We start from the raw sequence: 16,678 nt of genomic DNA on the forward strand, positions 1-16,678 counted from the left end.
ATTCGCCGATGACCGTACGCAACGGCACCATCGGTCGCTGCGAGATCGCCGCGCGGCTGATTGCGGCGATACCCGCCAACTACCTTTTGACGTCCGTTGCGACAGCCTGTCTTGCGCGGCTGCTCTGGCAGGGGCTGGGCGTCGATCCGGCCAATGCAAGCGTGGCCGCGACCCTAGCCTCCTTCGCCCTGTTCGCCGTGCTCGCGCTCGTGGCCTTCGGAGCGCGTTCGGTGGTCAGGCTCTGGCTGTGGCTGGCAGGCTCCGGACTGTTGCTCGGCGCTGCATTGTGGTTCTCCCTCTCGATGGGAGGGCGGATATGAAGGACAGCCTTCGCCAATCGATGGCATTGTTTCATACCTGGAGCGGGTTGCTCCTCGGATGGCTGCTCTTCGCAATGTTCGCCACCGGGACCGCAGCCTACTTCCAGGACGAGATCACCCGCTGGATGCAGCCCGAAGTGACAGGCGACGCCGACCCGGCAATCGCCGCGCAAGGTGCGATGCGCTATCTGAACACCGTCGCCCCGGATGCGAAGAGCTGGTACATTTCCCTTCCCAACAGCCGCAGCGCCACCACGCAAGTCTACTGGCAGCCTTCCGGCGAACGCCCGGCGAAACGGAGCGAGACCAGCGCCCTGCTCGACCGTGACGGCCGTGCCATCACCACGCGAGAAACGCGCGGCGGCTTCTTCCTCTACCGCTTCCATTTCGACCTGCACTACATGCCGGTGCTGTGGGCACGCTACCTTGTCGGCGTCGCGGCGATGTTCATGCTGGTGGCGATCCTCTCGGGCGTGATCACGCACAAGAAGATCTTCGCCGATTTCTTCATGCTGCGCTTCGGCAAGGGGCAAAGAAGCTGGCTGGACGCACATAACGTCACCGCCGTGCTGGCGCTGCCCTTCCATCTCATGATCACCTTCACCGGGCTGGTGACGCTTGCGTCGATGTATATGCCCTGGGGCATCGCGGCCAACTATGCAGCGCCCGCCGCCTTCTCCGAAGCGGTCTTCGGGCGTACAGCCGAAGTGGAGGCCAGCGGCAGACACGCCGCGCTGGTCGATCTTGCGCCGCTGGTCCGCCGAGCATCCGCCCAATGGCACGGAGAGCGGGTCGGCTATATCAGCATCGCCAACCCCAACGATGCCGCCGCCCGGATCGATATGAACCGCGCCGCCGAAGCGCCATTCGGCGCGCGCGGGCAGACGGCGTCGTTTGAAGGCGCCACGGGTCGCCCGATCGGCTCCCACCGCGCCGCCGGAGCCGCACTGGCAACGGAGAGCGTGATGATCGGCCTGCACACCGGCCGGTTCGCCAAGTGGGGCCTGCGCTGGCTCTATTTCCTGAGCGGTCTCGGCGGGACGGTGATGGTCGGCAGCGGCCTTGTGTTGTGGACCGTGAAACGGCGCGCACGGCTGCCCGATCCCTCGCGCCCGCACATGGGTTTCCGTATCGTCGAGCGGCTCAATATTGCCGCCATCGCAGGACTGGCGACGGGTATCGCGGCCTACTTCCTCGCCAACCGCCTGCTGCCCCTCGAAATGGCCGACCGCGCCGAGCATGAAATCGACAGCCTGTTCCTCGCGTGGTTCGGCGTCGGACTATGGGGAATGCTACGGTCCGCCGGCCGCGCGTGGACCGAGACGCTGGCGATGGCCGGTGCCTGCTTCGTGGCCATACCCCTCGTCAATGCACTGACGACTTCGCGCGGACTGCTCCCCAGCCTGCTGGCAGGCGACTGGACTTTCGCTGCCTTCGATCTGGTCATGCTGCTGCTTGCCGCCGGCTTCCTTCTCGCCGCCGTGAAAAGTGCCCGGGCGCGGGCCAAGGCGACGCTCGGCCGGAAACCGCGCGCAACATCCCGCCAGGCGACGAGCGCATGATGCATCTTCTTCCCGCCCTCATCGCCTTCGCCGGGTTCCTTGCACTGGCCGCCGCCATGAAGCGGCACCAGCGCGATCTCCTCGGCAAATCGCTGACGGAGGCGCAAATGCAGCCGGTACGAATGGCAGGATGGCTGCTGCTCGGTGCAGGCTGGACCGTAAGCGCGGCATTGCTCGGTCTTGCCATGGGCACGATCGCCTGGCTCGGCGAACTGAGCTTGGGCGCCGCGCTGACCGTCGCCACGCTCAACTGGAGGACCGGCCGCCGCGCCCGCTAGCCCGTTCCCGGCAGCACCAGTTCCCGATCAAGGAAATCGAGGAATGCCCGGATGCGCGAGGCCAGCCGCCGATGGCCGACGTAGAGGGCGTGGATGTCCTCATGGTCGCCCGGATTGAATGGCGTCAGGATTTCGACCAGCCTTCCCGCCGCAAGATCAGCGGCGACATGAAACCGGCCCAGCCGGGCAATCCCGCCGCCCGCAACCGCCATCATCCGCACGACTTCGCCGGAATTTCCCAGAAAGGCGGCCTCGATCGGCCTTTGCACCAGCGCTCCATCGACCCGGAACGGCCATGTATCGATCGAGCGGCGGAAGCTGAACTGGAGACAGGCGTGGTCCGCCAGGTCGCGCGGATGCGCCGGTTCGCCATGCTCGCGCAGATATTCGGGGCTTGCGACAACGGCCATCATGCTGCGCCCCAGTTTCTTGGCCTTGAGGCCGGTATCGCGCAAGGGGCCGATGCGGATGGCAAGGTCGGCCCGCTCCTCCACCAGATCGACCAGGGTATCGGACAACGCCAGATTGACCGTGACCCCGGGACAGGCCCTGCGAAAGCGCGGAAGGATCGGCAGCAGACACTGCATGCCGAACGGCACCGAGGCATTGATCCGCAGCGGCCCCCGAGGCGCTTCTTCCGCCGAACCGAAGCCACGCTCGACCTCGTCGATTTCCGCGACGAGGCCCGCAACCCGGCCGCGATAAACTTCCCCTTCCGCAGTCAGGGCCAGAGCCCGGGTGGTGCGCGAGACAAGTTGCACGCCCAGCCGCCCCTCGAGCCGCGCCGTGGCGCGGCTCACCGCCGAGGGCGTCAGGCGCAGCGCCTTGGCGGCACTGGCAAAACTGCCGCCCTGTGCCACGGCGAGGAAAATCTGCATTTCGCCGAAGCGGTTGTCCATCGCGTGATCCGTGATTCTGATTCACTTCTGATATGCCCCACCTCTCACTAGTCATCAATCCTGCGAGCACCTAGGTTCCGGCCACACCAGAAGGAACATCACGTCATGGATCTCAAGCTCACCGGCAAGTCCGCACTCGTCACCGGCTCGACCGCCGGCATCGGCCTCGCCATCGCCGAGCGCCTCGCTGCCGAGGGCGTGGACGTCGTCATCTCCGGCCGCAATCAGGCGAAACTCGACGAAGCCGCAGCCAAAGTCGGCGCGGCGGCGGCGAACGGCGGCAAGGTACGCGCCGTGCTCGCCGACCCTGCAACCGCCGAGGGTGCCGAAACCCTGATCGCCGCGGTCCCGCAGGCCGATATCCTCGTCAACAACCTCGGCATCTACGAAGCCAAGCCCTTCACCGAGATCACCGACGCGGACTGGCACCACTTCTTCGAAGTCAACGTCGTCAGCGGCGCGCGCCTTGCCCGCCACTACTTCCCGAAGATGCTGAAACAGGATTGGGGCCGCGTGATCTTCATCGCCAGCGAAAGCGCGCTCGTGATCCCCGGCGAGATGATCCATTACGGCATGACCAAGACCGCCCAACTAGCGATCGCGCGCGGCCTTGCAGAGCAGACGCGCGGAACCGGCGTGACGGTGAATTCGGTCATGCCCGGGCCGACGCGCTCGGAAGGCATCGTCGAGTTCATCCGTTCGGTCGTCGACAACAAGGATGCGCCGGAAGCCGAGCGCGAGGCGGAATTCTTCGCCAAGCTGCGCCCCTTGTCGCTCATCCGCCGTCTGATCGAAGCTGACGAGATCGCGGCGCAGGTCGCGCTGCTCGCCAGCCCGCTCGGCGCCATCACCAACGGCGCGGCGATCCGCGTCGAAGGCGGGATCGTGCCGACCATCGCCTGACGTGCCGATAGACCGCCTGCCGCCGCGTTCAAGTCACATTTCAGTTTTGTAATTTCGATTGCAACGCGGCGGCAGATGACCGAGGGCTCTATCTCCCGCTTATACGGAGATTCCCTTGGTCGGGTCGTTGTCGCGTCGCATCGTCATCCTGTGCAGCGTGCTGTGCCTGTTGCTGGCACTGCTCGCAGGGTTGCTGCTCGAAGGGTCCGCGCAGACGCGCGCCAGCCTCGCGTGGGTCATCCATTCTTCGCAGGTGCTCAAGACCGCAAACCGCGCGATGGGGCATCTGCAACAAGCGGAATCCGGCGAGCGTGGCTTTGCCCTTACGCACAACCCCGAATTCGGCGAGACGGTAGAGGCCGAAGTCGGCGCGGCGCGAGCGGCGGCAGGCGAGCTTGTCATCCTCACCAAGGACAATCCCGCCCAGAACGACCGCGCCGTCCAGATCCGCACCCTCATCGGCCAGCGCGCGGACCTGCTGGAGCAGATCGCCAAGCAGACCCGCGCGGGTGATTTCACCGGCGCACAGGCCGCCGTCGCATCGGGACGCGGGCGCTATCTCATGCAACTCGTCGAGGCGCGCGTGAGCGACCTGCTCAACGAGGAACGCGCCCTGTCGACGACGCGAACCGACGTTGTGGACAAACGCCTGAGCTACATCACCTGGCTGGTGCTGGGCGGCGTGCCGCTGACGATGATCTTCGTCGGCTACACCGCGGCCACGCTGATCCGGCGCATCCGCCGCCCGGTCGATGCGATGATGACGGTCATGGGCCAGCTTGGCGCGGGCGACCGCGCCGCGCGCATTGATGCCCACATGGAATCGAGCGAGTTCGAACGGCTGGCAAACGGCTACAACGCCATGGCCGAGGAACTGGAGGGCGCCGTCGCCGACCAGCACGAAAGCCAGGATCGCCTCCACGTCGCCAATGCGGAACTCAGCCGCAACACCGAAGTCCTGCGCGAACGTGGCGAGGTGATCGAACTGCTCGGCGGCATGGCCCATCGCATGCAGGCCGCCCGCACCGACGACGAACTGGCATCGATCATCCGCGTCTTCGTCCCGCGCGTGCTACCCGAAATCCCGGGCGCGCTCTACGCCCACAACAATTCGCGCAACCTGCTGGTGCCGATCGCGGCCTGGGGTGGGCTGGATGTTGCCTCATCAGGCTTCGCGCCCGATCAGTGCTGGGCTCTGCGCCGAGGCCAGAGCCACTTCGTCGTCGAGCCCGATTCCGACATCGTCTGCGCCCATGTCGGCAACCAGACCGACCATTACCATTGCGAACCGCTGTTGGCGGGAGGCGAGGTTATCGGCGTGCTCTACCTCAAGGGCGTGGTCGGAACCGAGAACCGTTTCCGCCTGACGGTGCTGACCGAGAACATCGCCTCCGCCCTCGTCAACCACCGCCTCCAGCGCGGTCTGCGCGAGCAGACCATCCGCGATCCGCTCACCAGCCTGTTCAATCGGCGCTACATGGAAGAGACGCTGGCGCTGGAAATCGCCCGAGCCTCGCGTTCAGGCAGCCCGCTCAGCCTCGTCATGTGCGACGTCGATCACTTCAAGCGCTTCAACGACGAGTTCGGCCACGATGCCGGCGACGCCGTGCTGCAGGCGGTGGCGACAGAAATGCGCAGCCGCTTCCGCGACGGCGACGTCGTCTGCCGCTTCGGCGGCGAGGAATTCACGATCATCGCACCCGGCACTTCGGCAGTCACCCTCGCCGCACGGGTGGACGCCGTGCGCCAGTCGATCAGTGAACTGATCGTCCATCAGGGCGGCCGCGCGCTGGGATCGCTGACGATGTCCTTCGGCATCGCATCGTGGGAGGACAGCATGGAGCGCGACGGCTCCACGCTTATAAAGGCCGCCGACGCCGCGCTCTATCGTGCCAAGCGCGAAGGGCGCAACCGGGTCCTCGTGGACGCGCGTTCGGAAACGCTGACGGCCTGACGCCTCAGGCGCTGCGGCGCTGTTCGGCCTCATCCGGCGGGATCATCTGCGCGACCAGTTCCGCCGTGATCGCCGAAAGCGTCCAGCCCAGATGCCCATGCCCGGTGTTGTAGAACACGCGCGGATGCCGTCCCCGGCCGACGAAGGGCATCATCGTCGGCGTCATCGGCCTGAGGCCCGCCCACGGCACCACCTGGCGCGTGCTCATGCCGGGGAAGTGCCGCTCGCTCCAGTCGACCAGCGGGCGGATGCGGTCGGCGCGGATGTCGCGGTTGAAGCCGTTGAACTCCGCCGTGCCCGCCACCCGGAAACGGTCCGCGCCGAGGCGGCTGGTGACGATCTTGGCGTCCTCGTCGAGCAGGCTGACCTCGGGCGCGGCGGCGCGGCTCTCGTCGTCGTTCAGCATGACGGTGATCGAGTAGCCCTTGACCGGGTAGATGTTGACTCGGTCCCCCAGCTTTGCCGCCAGCGCGCGGCTGGCGACCCCGGCGCAGACCATCACCATGTCCCCCTCTACGACCGTTTCGGCACCGAGATCATCGGTCGAAAAGTCCTGCAGGCGGCCGGTATCGGATCCTTCCCCAAGGCCGCCCGCCGCCTGCAGCCGGACCGACACGCCGTCGGGCCGAAGCGCTATGCCGTCCACCTCGCCGCCCAGCACGAACCGCGCGCCGAGGCGGGCGCAGGCGCGGGCGAGGCCGGTGGTGAACTTGTGAATGTCCCCCGTGGAATCGGACGGGGTGAAGAAGCCGCCGCAGAAATCGCCCCTGAGCATCGGTTCGATGCGGGCGATATCGGCGGGCGAGACTTCCTCGCGCTCCAGCCCGCCTTCGCGCAGCAGCACGTTGCCACGCCGGGCCGCCTCGAACGTCTCGGCGTTACGATAGAAATGGAGGATGCCGCAGCGCGAGAGGTCGAAATCTATGCCCTCGCGCTCCGCAATGTCGAACAGGTGACGGCGCGCGGCGATGGCAAGGCGGGTGGTTTCCACGGTGTTGGCGTGGTGCCTGCCGATGGCGCCGACGAACTGCGCCATCCACGAATACTTGTGCAGCGAGGGGCGCGGGTTGAACAGCAGCGGCGCGTCGGGGCGCAGCAGCCAGCGCAGGCCCTTGGTGATCGTCGCCATGGAGTTCCACACTTCGGCATTGCTGGCGGAAAGCTGCCCGCCATTGGCGAAGGACGTCTCCATCGCCGGGTAGCGGTGCCGTTCGACCAGGGTGACCTCGTGCCCGCGCGAAAGCAGGGCGTAGGCGGCCGTGACGCCGGTGATGCCGGCGCCGATGACGATGATGCGTGCCATCTGCAGGTCCCTTCGTGGGAAGGAGGATATCGTAAGGAAAAGAACCGGCCGGGGCAGTTGGCTCTTGTCAGGGTGTTCGTGACCCCGGCCGGTTGGCGCGCTGGGGGGCTAGCTGCCCGCGCCGGAGGTTTCGCGACCCGAAGCCTCGTAATCGATGCCCAGTTGCTGGAGGTAGGAATCGTACTTCTTCGGATCGTAGTAGCTGGGCTGCATCGCGGGGCGGATCTGCGCCATCGTGCGCGCGTTGCGGTCGATCGCGGGCATGTCGGTGGCGGCGATCAGCGGATCGTACTTCTGGTCCTTGAGCTGGACGTCCTTCATCCAGGTCTTGGCCTCCGTGATGATCTGCGGCGTGGTGACGAGATCGAGGATCGTCATCGCCACCGCCTTGGCGCCGACGACGGTGCCCTTGTGCGCGATCGGCGTGGCCATCGCCATCGCGGCGGTGGCGTGGTGGAAGATCACGTTGGGAATGTTCGCCGGATAGCCGATGGTGACCGTCGGCACCGTCCACATCACGTCGCCGATGTCGTCCGAGCCGCCGAAGCTGGCATCGCCGCGCAAGTCCGGGGTGGAGAGCGGCGCCACCTTGTCGGGCAGCGGCGCGACCTTGAGGTGGTTCTTCACCTGCACCGCCTTGGCAAAGGCCTGATCGGCGGCGGACCACTGCGGTACGCCCACCGTCTCGATATTGGCGTAGAGCGCCTCGGCCAGCGGCTTGTTGCCGTAGTTCGGCGCGGCGAAGCCCAGCACCTTGCGGCTGACCGTGGTGCCCGTGGCCAGCGCCGAAGCCTCGGAAATCTGGTTGCCGACTTCGTAGAGGTTGCGCAGCGAGGCGAAGTCCTTGTCGCGGAAGTAGTACCAGCTGCTCGCCTTGTCGGGCACCACGTTGGGCTGGCCGCCGCCGTTGGTGATGACGTCGTGCGAACGCTGCGTCAGCGGCAGATGCTCGCGCCGGAAGTTCCACATGACGTCCATCAGCTCCACGCCGTCGAGCGCGCTGCGGCCCTCCCACGGCATGCCCGCCGAGTGGGCGGTCTTGCCCTTCCACTCGTACTCGACGGAGATCATGCCCGTCAGGCCAAGATCACCCCAGCCGGTGCCGAACCCGGTGTTGACGTGCGCGAAGATCGAGGCGTCGACGTCCTTGAACATTCCCGCGCGCACATAGTACGCCTTGGTCGCCAGCAGTTCCTCGGCGACGCCGGGCCACAGCATCAAGCGGCCCTGCAACCCGTGCTTCGTCATCACCTGCTTGGCGGCAAGCGCGGCGGCGACCATCAGCGGCATGCCCGAGTTATGCCCCTCGCCATGCCCCGGCGCGCCCTCGGTTAGCGGCTTGACCTCCGCCACGCCGGGCACCTGCGAGACGCCAAGCAGCCCGTCGATATCGCTGCCCAGCGCGATCTTCGGCCCGCCGGTGCCCCATGTCGCGGTGAACGCGGTGGGGACACCGGCCACGCCGCGCACGATGGTGAAGCCGTTCTTCTCGAGGATACCGGCGAGGTACTCGCTGGTCTTCACCTCCTGAAAGCCGGGTTCGGCGAACGAGTAGATCTCGTCCACCATGACTTGGATCTGCTTGCGCTGCGCCTCGACGGCGGCGGCGACTTCCTGCTTGAGCGCCGGGTCGGCAGCCGCCTGCGCCGCTCCGGGAATGAGCGAGGCCGCAGCAAGGGCGGCGGCGATCAAGGTACGCAACCCGTACCCGCCAGGGCGCCGGTCGTCCCCCCCTCGCTCGTCATTGCGAGCGTAGCGAAGCAATCCAGAGCGGCGCGGCTCTGCCCTGGATTGCCGCGCGGCTTCGCCGCTCGCAATGACGGGGGTGGGGGAGGCAGAGGAATGTGTGTTGCTGCGCATCCCGATTACTCCGCCGGCTTCGTCAGGGTGGGGTACTTGACGCCCAGCTGGTCGAGGTAGGTCGGGTACTTCGCCGGGTTGTAGTAGTATTTCTCCATCATCGGCCGGTAGAGTTGCATGTTGCGCTCGTTCAGCCAGATCGCGGGCACGTCCTTGTCGGTCAGCACCGGCGCGTAGGTGTCGGTCTTCAGCTGGACGTCGGTGAAATAGGTCTTGGCGTCGGTGACCAGCTGCGGCGTCGTCAGGATGTCGAGCACGGTCATCGCTACCGCCTTGGCGCCCGCCTCGACGCCCTTGTGCGCGATCGGGGTGGCCATGGCGAAAGCCGAAGTGGAATTGTGGCCGATCATGTTGGGGATGTTCGAGGGGAAGCGGATGGTGATCGTCGGCACCGCCCACATGATGTCGCCGATATCGTCCGAGCCGCCACCGGTGGAGGGCTTGCGGTTCTCCGGCGTCGAGAGTTCGGCGACTTCCGACTTCAGCGGCTCGATCTTGCGGTCGTTGAAGGTCTGCGCGGCCTTGGCGAAAGCCTGGTCGTCGGGGCTCCACTGCGGCATGCCGACCGCCTTGATGTTGGCATAGGCAGCTTCGGCCAGCGGCTTGTTGCCGAAGTTGGGCGCGGCATAGCCCAGCGTCTGCTGGCTCACCGTAGTGCCGGTGGCGAGCGCGGCGGCCTTGGCGATGTCGTTGCCGGTCTCGTAGAGCTTGCGGATATCGGCGAAGGTCCGCTCGCGGAAGAAGTACCAGATGCTGGCCTTGTCCGGGACCACGTTGGGCTGGCCGCCGCCGTTGGTGATGATCATGTGCGAGCGCTGCGTCAGCGGCAGGTGCTCACGCCGGAAGTTCCACGCGACGTCCATGATCTCCACCGCGTCGAGCGCGCTGCGCCCCTCCCACGGCATGCCCGCCGAGTGCGCGGTCTTGCCCTTGAAGCTGTATTCGACCGAGACCATGCCGTTGTTCCCCATCTCGCCGTAGCCGGTCGAGAAATCGGAACTGACGTGGGTGAAGATCGAGGCGTCCACGTCCTTGAACAGCCCAGCCCGCACGTAATAGGCCTTGGTCGCCAGCAGCTCCTCGGCGACGCCGGGCCAGAGCATCAGGCGGCCTTCGAGGCCGTGCTTGGTCATCACCTTCTTCACCGCGATGGCCGCGGCGACCATCAGCGGCATGCCCGAGTTATGGCCCTCGCCATGCCCCGGCGCGCCTTCGACGATGGGCTTGAGATACGGCAGGCCGGGGGTCTGCGACACGCCGAGCACGTCGTCGATGTCGCTGCCCAGCGCGATCTTCGGCCCGCCCTTGCCCCAGGTGGCGGTGAAGGCGGTGGGAATGCCCGCCACCCCGCGCGTCACCGTGAAGCCGTTCTTTTCGAGGATGCCGGTGAGGTATTCGCTGGTCTTCACTTCCTGAAAGCCGGGTTCGGCGAAGCTGAAGATCTGGTCGACCATGACCTGGATCTGCTTGCGCTGCGCCTCGACTTCCTTGGCGACCTCGTCCTTGAGCGGCTGCGGCGCGGCGGCATGGGCAGGGGCGCCCATCATCGCGGTGGTGGCAAGGGCGGCGGCGAGCGCGGCGCGTTTGACGGTCTTCATGATCCGAAATCCTCTCTTAGAACTCGACCTTGGCGGAGACGCGGAAGGTGCGGCCGATCACGTCGTAGCGGCTGCGGTTGGTCTGGGCATAAGCGGGTACGTTGTTGCCGTCCGGACCGTTGCCGACGAGCACCGGGTCCTTGTTCAGCAGGTTGTTCACGATGAAGGTCAGGTGGCCGATGCCGTCGCCCATCGTCGGGAACTTGAAGTCCACCGAGGCGTCGAAGTAGACCGCGCCCTTGATCGAGTTGTCGTTGATCGTGCGGTACTGTGCGGTGCTGGCCGGGCAGTCGCCATCGCACTCGATCCAGTCGTTGCCGTAGACGCCGTCGGTGAAGCCCCGCGCCACCAGGTTCAGGCTGACCGGATCGATATCGTAGAACGCGCTGACGCGGTAGACCCAGTCGGGCGAGGCATACGTGCCGCCCGCCAGCACGCCCGCGTAGTCGATCGGGAAGCTGATGCCGTCGTCGACCACGTTCTCGATATAGTGCGTGGCCTGCCCGTGCAGGCGCAGGGTGCCGGGGCCCACCTGCGCGGTATAGCTGGCCTCGATGTCGAAGCCCTTGGTCTGCTGGCGGGCGAAGTTGATCGGGGTGAGGTCGATCGTGCTCAGCTGCCCGTTCACGAAGTGAATGTTCGGGCAGTAGGAGGTGATGTTCTGTTCATAGCACAGATCCACCGTCTGCTGCGCGGTGATCGATCCGATCGCGTCCTTGATCTTGATCTCGTAGTAGTCGAACGAAAGCGAGACGCCCGGCAGGAAGCTGGGCTCGAACACCGCGCCCAGCGTCCAGCTGTCCGCCACTTCGGGCTTGAGCGCACGGTTTCCGAAGGCATTCTGCACGAACTGCAGCGATCCGGTCTGAGGGGCATTCGCGCCCGTCGGGATGATCACCGAATTGGTACGCGCAGTGCCCGCAGCAAACAGTTCATCGAGGTTGGGCGCGCGGATGTCATGGCTCAGCGTGCCGCGGAAGCGCAGCGAGTCCAGCGCCTGCCAGTTGGCGCCGACCTTCCAGGTGCCGACCCAGCCCGACGTGGAATAATGCGTCCCACGCGCGGCGGCGTTGACGTTCATCCCGTCGAAGATCGGCACGTCGAGTTCGAGGAAACCCTCGGCCACGTCGTACTTGCCCTGGTTGACCCGGAAGTTGCCGTAGAGCCAGCCCGAGTTGAAGACCGGATCGACCGAACCGTTGATCTGCTCGCGCCGCCACTCGACGCCGGTAGCGAAGGCGATATCGCCGGCGGGAAGCGCGAAGGCCTTGCCCGAAATGGTGGCGGCGGCGACGTCCTGCTTGATCGTCTGGTGGCGCAGCGGCTGGTTGCCGTCGTTGTAGATGTAGTCGAGCGCCGCCTGCGAAGGGCCATTGGTGCCCAGCCGGTCGATCGGCACGCAGCCGTTGCCCGGATTAGTCAGGGTAGAGCGGCACACGATGTTGCCCGAACCGTCGAACACTGCATCCTGCGCCAGAGCCATGCGCGAGTTCATCCAGGTGTTGGTCAGCTCCTCGCGCGCCTTAGTGACGCCCTTCTGGTAGTAGACGTCCCAGTTCATGGGCTTGTCGAACAGGTCGAACTTGCCCTTGGCGCCGATTACGCCGCGATAGACCTGACGCCTGATGTTGCTCCCCGGGATCGGGAAGCCCGCGTTGGAGGTGCCCACCGTGATCGAGGACAGCCCTTGCGTCGCCATCTGCGCCGCGACGGTGGGGTACTGGCTGAGCAGGTAGGCATTGTCCGCCGCAATGGTCACCCCGGTGCTGGGAGTCTGCTGGTACGAGGACGCGCTGACCGAGCGGTTGTAGGAGAACTGCCCGAAGATCTCGATGTCGGGCGTGATCTCGAAGCCGACGCGCTGGAATGCGCTCAGGCGTTCATCGAGCGGAACGAGGGTGTTGGTGCCGACATGGCCGGCGAGTGTGGTCTGCCAGTCGCCGCCGATCATCCACGGGCTGGAGACGGTGCCATAGTTGAGCTGCCCGGTCTGCCCCTCGCCAAGGAAATAGGTGCCGCGCAGCGGGCCGCTGGTGATGAGGCCGCCCGAGGTGTAGCCCGCCGGACCGATGCCGCTGCCGACGAGGCGCTGCGGCTCGCCGTTGGTGGCGGTATAGGCGGGGTTGTTGATCTGGAAGTAGCCGGAATTGTTCCAGTCGCGGTCGATCCCCTCCTCGCGGTTCTGCTTGAAGTAGGAGACGTTGGTGAGCAGGTGCAGCCGGTCGTCCAGCAGCGAGAAGCCCGCGGTGCCGGTGAAGCGGTAGTTGAAGGCGTCGCCATAGGTCGAGATGCCGGTGTCGGCGCCGATCTTGAAGCCCTTGTAGCCGGTGTCGAGGATGAAGTTGACGACGCCGCCCACCGCGTCAGAACCATAGGCCGCCGAAGCGCCGCCGGTGATGACTTCCACCCGCTTCACCAGATCCTGCGGGATGGTGTTGATGTCCACCGTGCCGCCCACGGTCGAGGCGACCGAGCGCTGCCCGTCCACCAGCACCAGCGTGCGGCCGACGCCCAGCCCGCGCAGGCCGATCGAGTTGATGCCCGCACCCGCGTTCGAAAGCCCGCCTGATGCCGTGCCAGAAGTGCCCGAACCGGCGATGGCGGGCATCTGGTTCACGAAGTCGGAGATGTTCGCGGGGGCCTGCGCGGCGATGTCCGCTTCGCCCAGCACCGCGACCGGAGTCGGCGCGCTGTAGCCGTCGCCGACGATGCGCGAACCGGTGACGACGATGTCGTTGACCGGCTCCTCATCCGCAGGCGTCGGCGCGCCTTGCGCCATGGCCGGAGCGGCGAGCAGCAGCGGCACTGCCGCGCCTGCCAGCAGCAGGGCACGGACCGAACGCGCTGAAAAGCTTTCCATCATGCCTCGGCGCTGCGAGGATCGGCCCGAGGCCTGGACTACATTGCGCATCGCGAAAAACTCCCTGTGACCGAATCTCTCGCCACAGGCGCCCTCATCCCGATGGACGGGGAATGGACGTGGTTCCTCCAGGCACACGGATGTGCTCACCGCCCTCGCGGTGCCGCCGGCAAAGCGCTTGATGAAAGACCCGTATTCCCCGTTCCCGCCTACCCTTGCGGGAACCCCATCATCCGGCAGTGTCCGTCTTGGATTTCGGTTTGCCCCCGATCCGGATCGCTGCCTGATGCCGTCGATACTATCCGGAAGGGGGCGAATGATCCCAATAAAGTTGCGGCTATTTTGCCGATCGCTTGATGGATTTCAGCGTTAATATCGTGATCTACGCAAGATTGGTGCGGGTGCTCGGGAACCCGCGCATTTTCCCGAACCCGATCGCGCCGTGATTCGCGAAATGCAGCGCAGCATCGCCGATGCGGTAGGCGACTTGTGCAGGCGACCGAGCACTCGCGCATGATTTTCGCGGCTTTTTCATCCTCTGCGCAGGATTCCATCAACGACGCGCCATTCCACCCCGATAAGTTCGGGGAAGCTGCGCGAGGTTTGCGCTAGGCTTTGCTGCAACGGCGAGATGAGGGGTTCACGCGCTCGCCACCAGCTCCACAGGGGGAATACTCACGATGTCATTCGTCGCCCGCATGAAGCCCGTCCTCGCCGCGAGTTGCGCGTTTGCAGCTTGCATGACCGCTGTTCCGGCATGGGCCGCGCCCGCCCCAGTCTCCTCCTCGCCCGATGGTTCGCTGCTGCCGGTGCAGGTTGATGCCGCCAAGGGCAAGGTGCTGTTCACCCTGCCCGCCCCCGCCGCCGACGGCACCTCGGGCCGCTACCTGTTCACGCAGGCGATCAAGACCGGCCTCGGCTCCGCCGCGATCCGCATCGACCGGGGCATGCAGGGCGATACCAAGGTGCTCGCCTTCCGCCGCATGGGCGGCAAGGTGGCGGTCTTGTTCGAGAACCCGCGCTTCCGCGCCAGCGGCGATGCGGGCGTGCAGATGGGCGCAAAGGCCAGCTTCCCGTTCAGCACCGTTGCCATGCTCGACGTGGTGAGCGAAGCTGGAGGCGGCGTCACCGTCGACCTCACCCCGCTGCTGATGACCGACGCGATGGACCTGGCAGGCGCGATCGGCGAAAGCGCCAAGGGCTACAAGCTGTCGGAAAAGCTCAGCGCGCTCGATCCCGCCTCGGTGAAGGTCTTCCCGAAGAACGTCGAACTCGAAACGGTCCAGACCTTCACCGCCGACAGTGCGGGCCGCGAACTCGATACGCTCGCCCCCGATGGCCGCGCGGTCAGCGTCACCGTCCATTCCTCGCTGATCGCGCTGCCCGAACCCGGCTTCGTGCCGCGCAAGTTCGACATCCGGTCGGGCAGCCACGCCACGCAAGCCTATGACTTCGGCACGCCGCTGGGCACGCCGATGCTGGTCGAATATTCCAACCGCTTCCGGCTGGAGAAGACCGACCCGTCCGCCGCGCGCTCTCCGGTCAAGAAGCCGATCGTCTTCTACATCGACAGCGCCGCGCCCGATCCGATCCGCACCGCGCTGGCCGACGGCGTGCGCTGGTGGGCCGACGCCTTCGACGCGGCGGGCTTCGTCGATGCCTTCAAGGTGGAGATCCTGCCCCCCGGCGTCGATCCGCAGGACGTGCGCTACAACGTGGTCAACTGGACCGACCGCCAGAACCGCAGCTGGTCCTACGGCGGCGGCGTGATCGACCCGCGCACCGGAGAGATCGTCAAGGGCGTGGTCGTGCTTGGCGCCCTGCGCGTACGGCAGGACATCACCATCTTCGAGGGTCTCGTCGGCACCGCACAGAACAACACCGGCGGCCCCAACGACCCGGTCCGCGCCGCGCTCGCCCGCATCAGTCAGCTCGGCGCGCACGAGGTCGGCCATGCGATCGGCTTCGTCCACAACTTCAAGGCCAGCCTGCAGGACCGCGCCTCGGTGATGGACTACCCCGCACCCAAGGTCGCCATCGCCGGTGGCAAGCTGGACCTCGGCGACGCTTACGCCGCAGGCATCGGTAAGTGGGACAAGTTCACCGTCGATTGGCTCTACGGCCAGCCCGCCCCCGGCGTGAACGGCGACGTGGAAGCCGCCGCCAAGGCCGATGCGATCCACAAGGCAGGCCTGATCTTCGGCACCGACGTCGATGGCCGCGCGCCCGACCTCGCGGTGCCCGGCGTCAACATGTGGACCGAGGGCGACGACACCCCAGCCGACCTTGCCCACACGATGGAGGTCCGCCGCATCGCGCTGGCGAACTTCGGCCCCGGCGTGCTTCTGTCGGGCGAGCCGCTGTCCAACCTGCGGCGCAAGTTCGTGCCGATCTGGCTGTTCCACCGCTATTCGATCGACGCCACCGGCAAGCTGGTGGGCGGGGTGAACTATGAATACGCCGTCGTCGGCGACGGGCGCAGCGCGCCCTCTCCGGTCCCCGCCGCGCAGCAACTGGAGGCGATCGACGCGCTTGTCGGCACGCTTTCGCCCAGCGTCCTGACGGTGCCCGCATCACTCGCGATGATGCTGTCGAGCGGCAGCAGCGCCCGCCCCGACGCCGAGGCTATGCCCGAAGTCATGCGCGGCGCGGGCGCGGCGGTGTTCGATCCGCTCGTCGCCGCACAAGTCGCCGCGCAAGTCACGCTCGACAGCCTGCTCGCACCGGCGCGCCTGACGCGCCTGCACATCCAGCACGGCTACGACGCAGGCCAGCCCGGCGTTGGCACGCTGCTGGGTAAGCTCTCCCCGGTCGTGGCCGCGCACGGCGATGCGGTGTCGCGCCGGATTTCGCAGGCGACCTTGCTGGCGATCGCCGCGGCGCGGGCCGATGCCGATACCCCCGCCGACGTCGCTGCCCTGCTCGACGGCTACCTCAAGGAAACCGCCAGCGGCTTCGCGAAGGCGAAGGGCAGTTCCGAGGATGCGCTGTGGCAGATTTCGATGGCCGCGCTGCTGCGCGACCCTGGACGCCTCGCACTGGAGATCGGCAAGCAGAGCCGCCCCCGCCCGCCGATCCCCGCCGGGATGCCGATCGGTGGCGATACCGGATGGTTCGACAACATTCTGTCGGAATAACGCA

Annotated in this window: 11 protein-coding genes; 6 read left to right on the top strand and 5 right to left on the bottom strand. The window is 66.4% G+C overall.

Going from position 1 to position 16,678, the window contains the following annotated elements:
- Positions 1–8 precede the first annotated feature (8 nt).
- From BES08_RS21780 to BES08_RS21790, 3 genes are read left to right on the top strand one after another with little or no spacing between them, the layout of a single operon-like run.
- Positions 9–320, top strand: coding sequence for a hypothetical protein (locus BES08_RS21780; protein WP_008832197.1), 312 nt, complete (start codon positions 9–11; stop codon positions 318–320).
- Positions 317–1,882, top strand: coding sequence for a PepSY-associated TM helix domain-containing protein (locus tag BES08_RS21785; protein WP_069709453.1), 1,566 nt, complete (start codon positions 317–319; stop codon positions 1,880–1,882). Before BES08_RS21780 ends, BES08_RS21785 begins: the two co-directional genes overlap by 4 nt.
- The gene (locus BES08_RS21790; RefSeq protein ID WP_036527116.1) at positions 1,879–2,160 is read left to right on the top strand and encodes a DUF3325 domain-containing protein; all 282 of its coding nucleotides are present in this window, start codon (positions 1,879–1,881) and stop codon (positions 2,158–2,160) included. The genes BES08_RS21785 and BES08_RS21790 overlap by 4 nt, the downstream gene beginning before the upstream one ends.
- On the opposite strand, the gene BES08_RS21795 is transcribed toward BES08_RS21790, so the two are convergent.
- Complete coding sequence (locus BES08_RS21795) at positions 2,157–3,059, bottom strand: LysR family transcriptional regulator (protein WP_036527113.1); 903 nt, start codon at positions 3,057–3,059, stop codon at positions 2,157–2,159. The two genes, BES08_RS21790 and BES08_RS21795, sit on opposite strands and share 4 nt — an antisense overlap.
- A gap of 105 nt (positions 3,060–3,164) precedes the next feature.
- Between BES08_RS21795 and BES08_RS21800 the strand changes: the two genes are divergently transcribed.
- Positions 3,165–3,962, top strand: coding sequence for an SDR family NAD(P)-dependent oxidoreductase (locus BES08_RS21800; RefSeq protein WP_008831459.1), 798 nt, complete (start codon positions 3,165–3,167; stop codon positions 3,960–3,962).
- Between the two features lie 115 nt (positions 3,963–4,077).
- The gene (locus BES08_RS21805; protein ID WP_008831460.1) at positions 4,078–5,916 is read left to right on the top strand and encodes a diguanylate cyclase; all 1,839 of its coding nucleotides are present in this window, start codon (positions 4,078–4,080) and stop codon (positions 5,914–5,916) included.
- A gap of 4 nt (positions 5,917–5,920) precedes the next feature.
- On the opposite strand, the gene BES08_RS21810 is transcribed toward BES08_RS21805, so the two are convergent.
- The 4 genes from BES08_RS21810 to BES08_RS21825 all read right to left on the bottom strand — a co-directional run bounded on the left by BES08_RS21810 (position 5,921) and on the right by BES08_RS21825 (position 13,588).
- Positions 5,921–7,219, bottom strand: a complete 1,299-nt coding sequence (locus BES08_RS21810; protein ID WP_036527111.1) for a D-amino acid dehydrogenase — start codon at positions 7,217–7,219, stop codon at positions 5,921–5,923.
- 108 nt (positions 7,220–7,327) lie between these two features.
- Positions 7,328–8,920, bottom strand: a complete 1,593-nt coding sequence (locus BES08_RS21815) for a peptidase dimerization domain-containing protein (protein WP_036527108.1) — start codon at positions 8,918–8,920, stop codon at positions 7,328–7,330.
- A gap of 164 nt (positions 8,921–9,084) precedes the next feature.
- Positions 9,085–10,677 carry an amidohydrolase gene (locus tag BES08_RS21820; protein ID WP_036527105.1) on the bottom strand — a complete coding sequence of 531 codons (1,593 nt, stop codon included), beginning with the start codon at positions 10,675–10,677 and terminating at the stop codon, positions 9,085–9,087.
- Between the two features lie 16 nt (positions 10,678–10,693).
- Positions 10,694–13,588, bottom strand: coding sequence for a TonB-dependent receptor plug domain-containing protein (locus BES08_RS21825; protein ID WP_231958319.1), 2,895 nt, complete (start codon positions 13,586–13,588; stop codon positions 10,694–10,696).
- A gap of 689 nt (positions 13,589–14,277) precedes the next feature.
- On the opposite strand from BES08_RS21825, the gene BES08_RS21830 reads away from it, so the two are divergent.
- The gene (locus BES08_RS21830; protein ID WP_231958320.1) at positions 14,278–16,674 is read left to right on the top strand and encodes a zinc-dependent metalloprotease; all 2,397 of its coding nucleotides are present in this window, start codon (positions 14,278–14,280) and stop codon (positions 16,672–16,674) included.
- Positions 16,675–16,678: the final 4 nt, after the last annotated feature.

The sequence above is a fragment of the Novosphingobium resinovorum genome, from assembly GCF_001742225.1.
GTDB lineage: Bacteria > Pseudomonadota > Alphaproteobacteria > Sphingomonadales > Sphingomonadaceae > Novosphingobium > Novosphingobium resinovorum_A.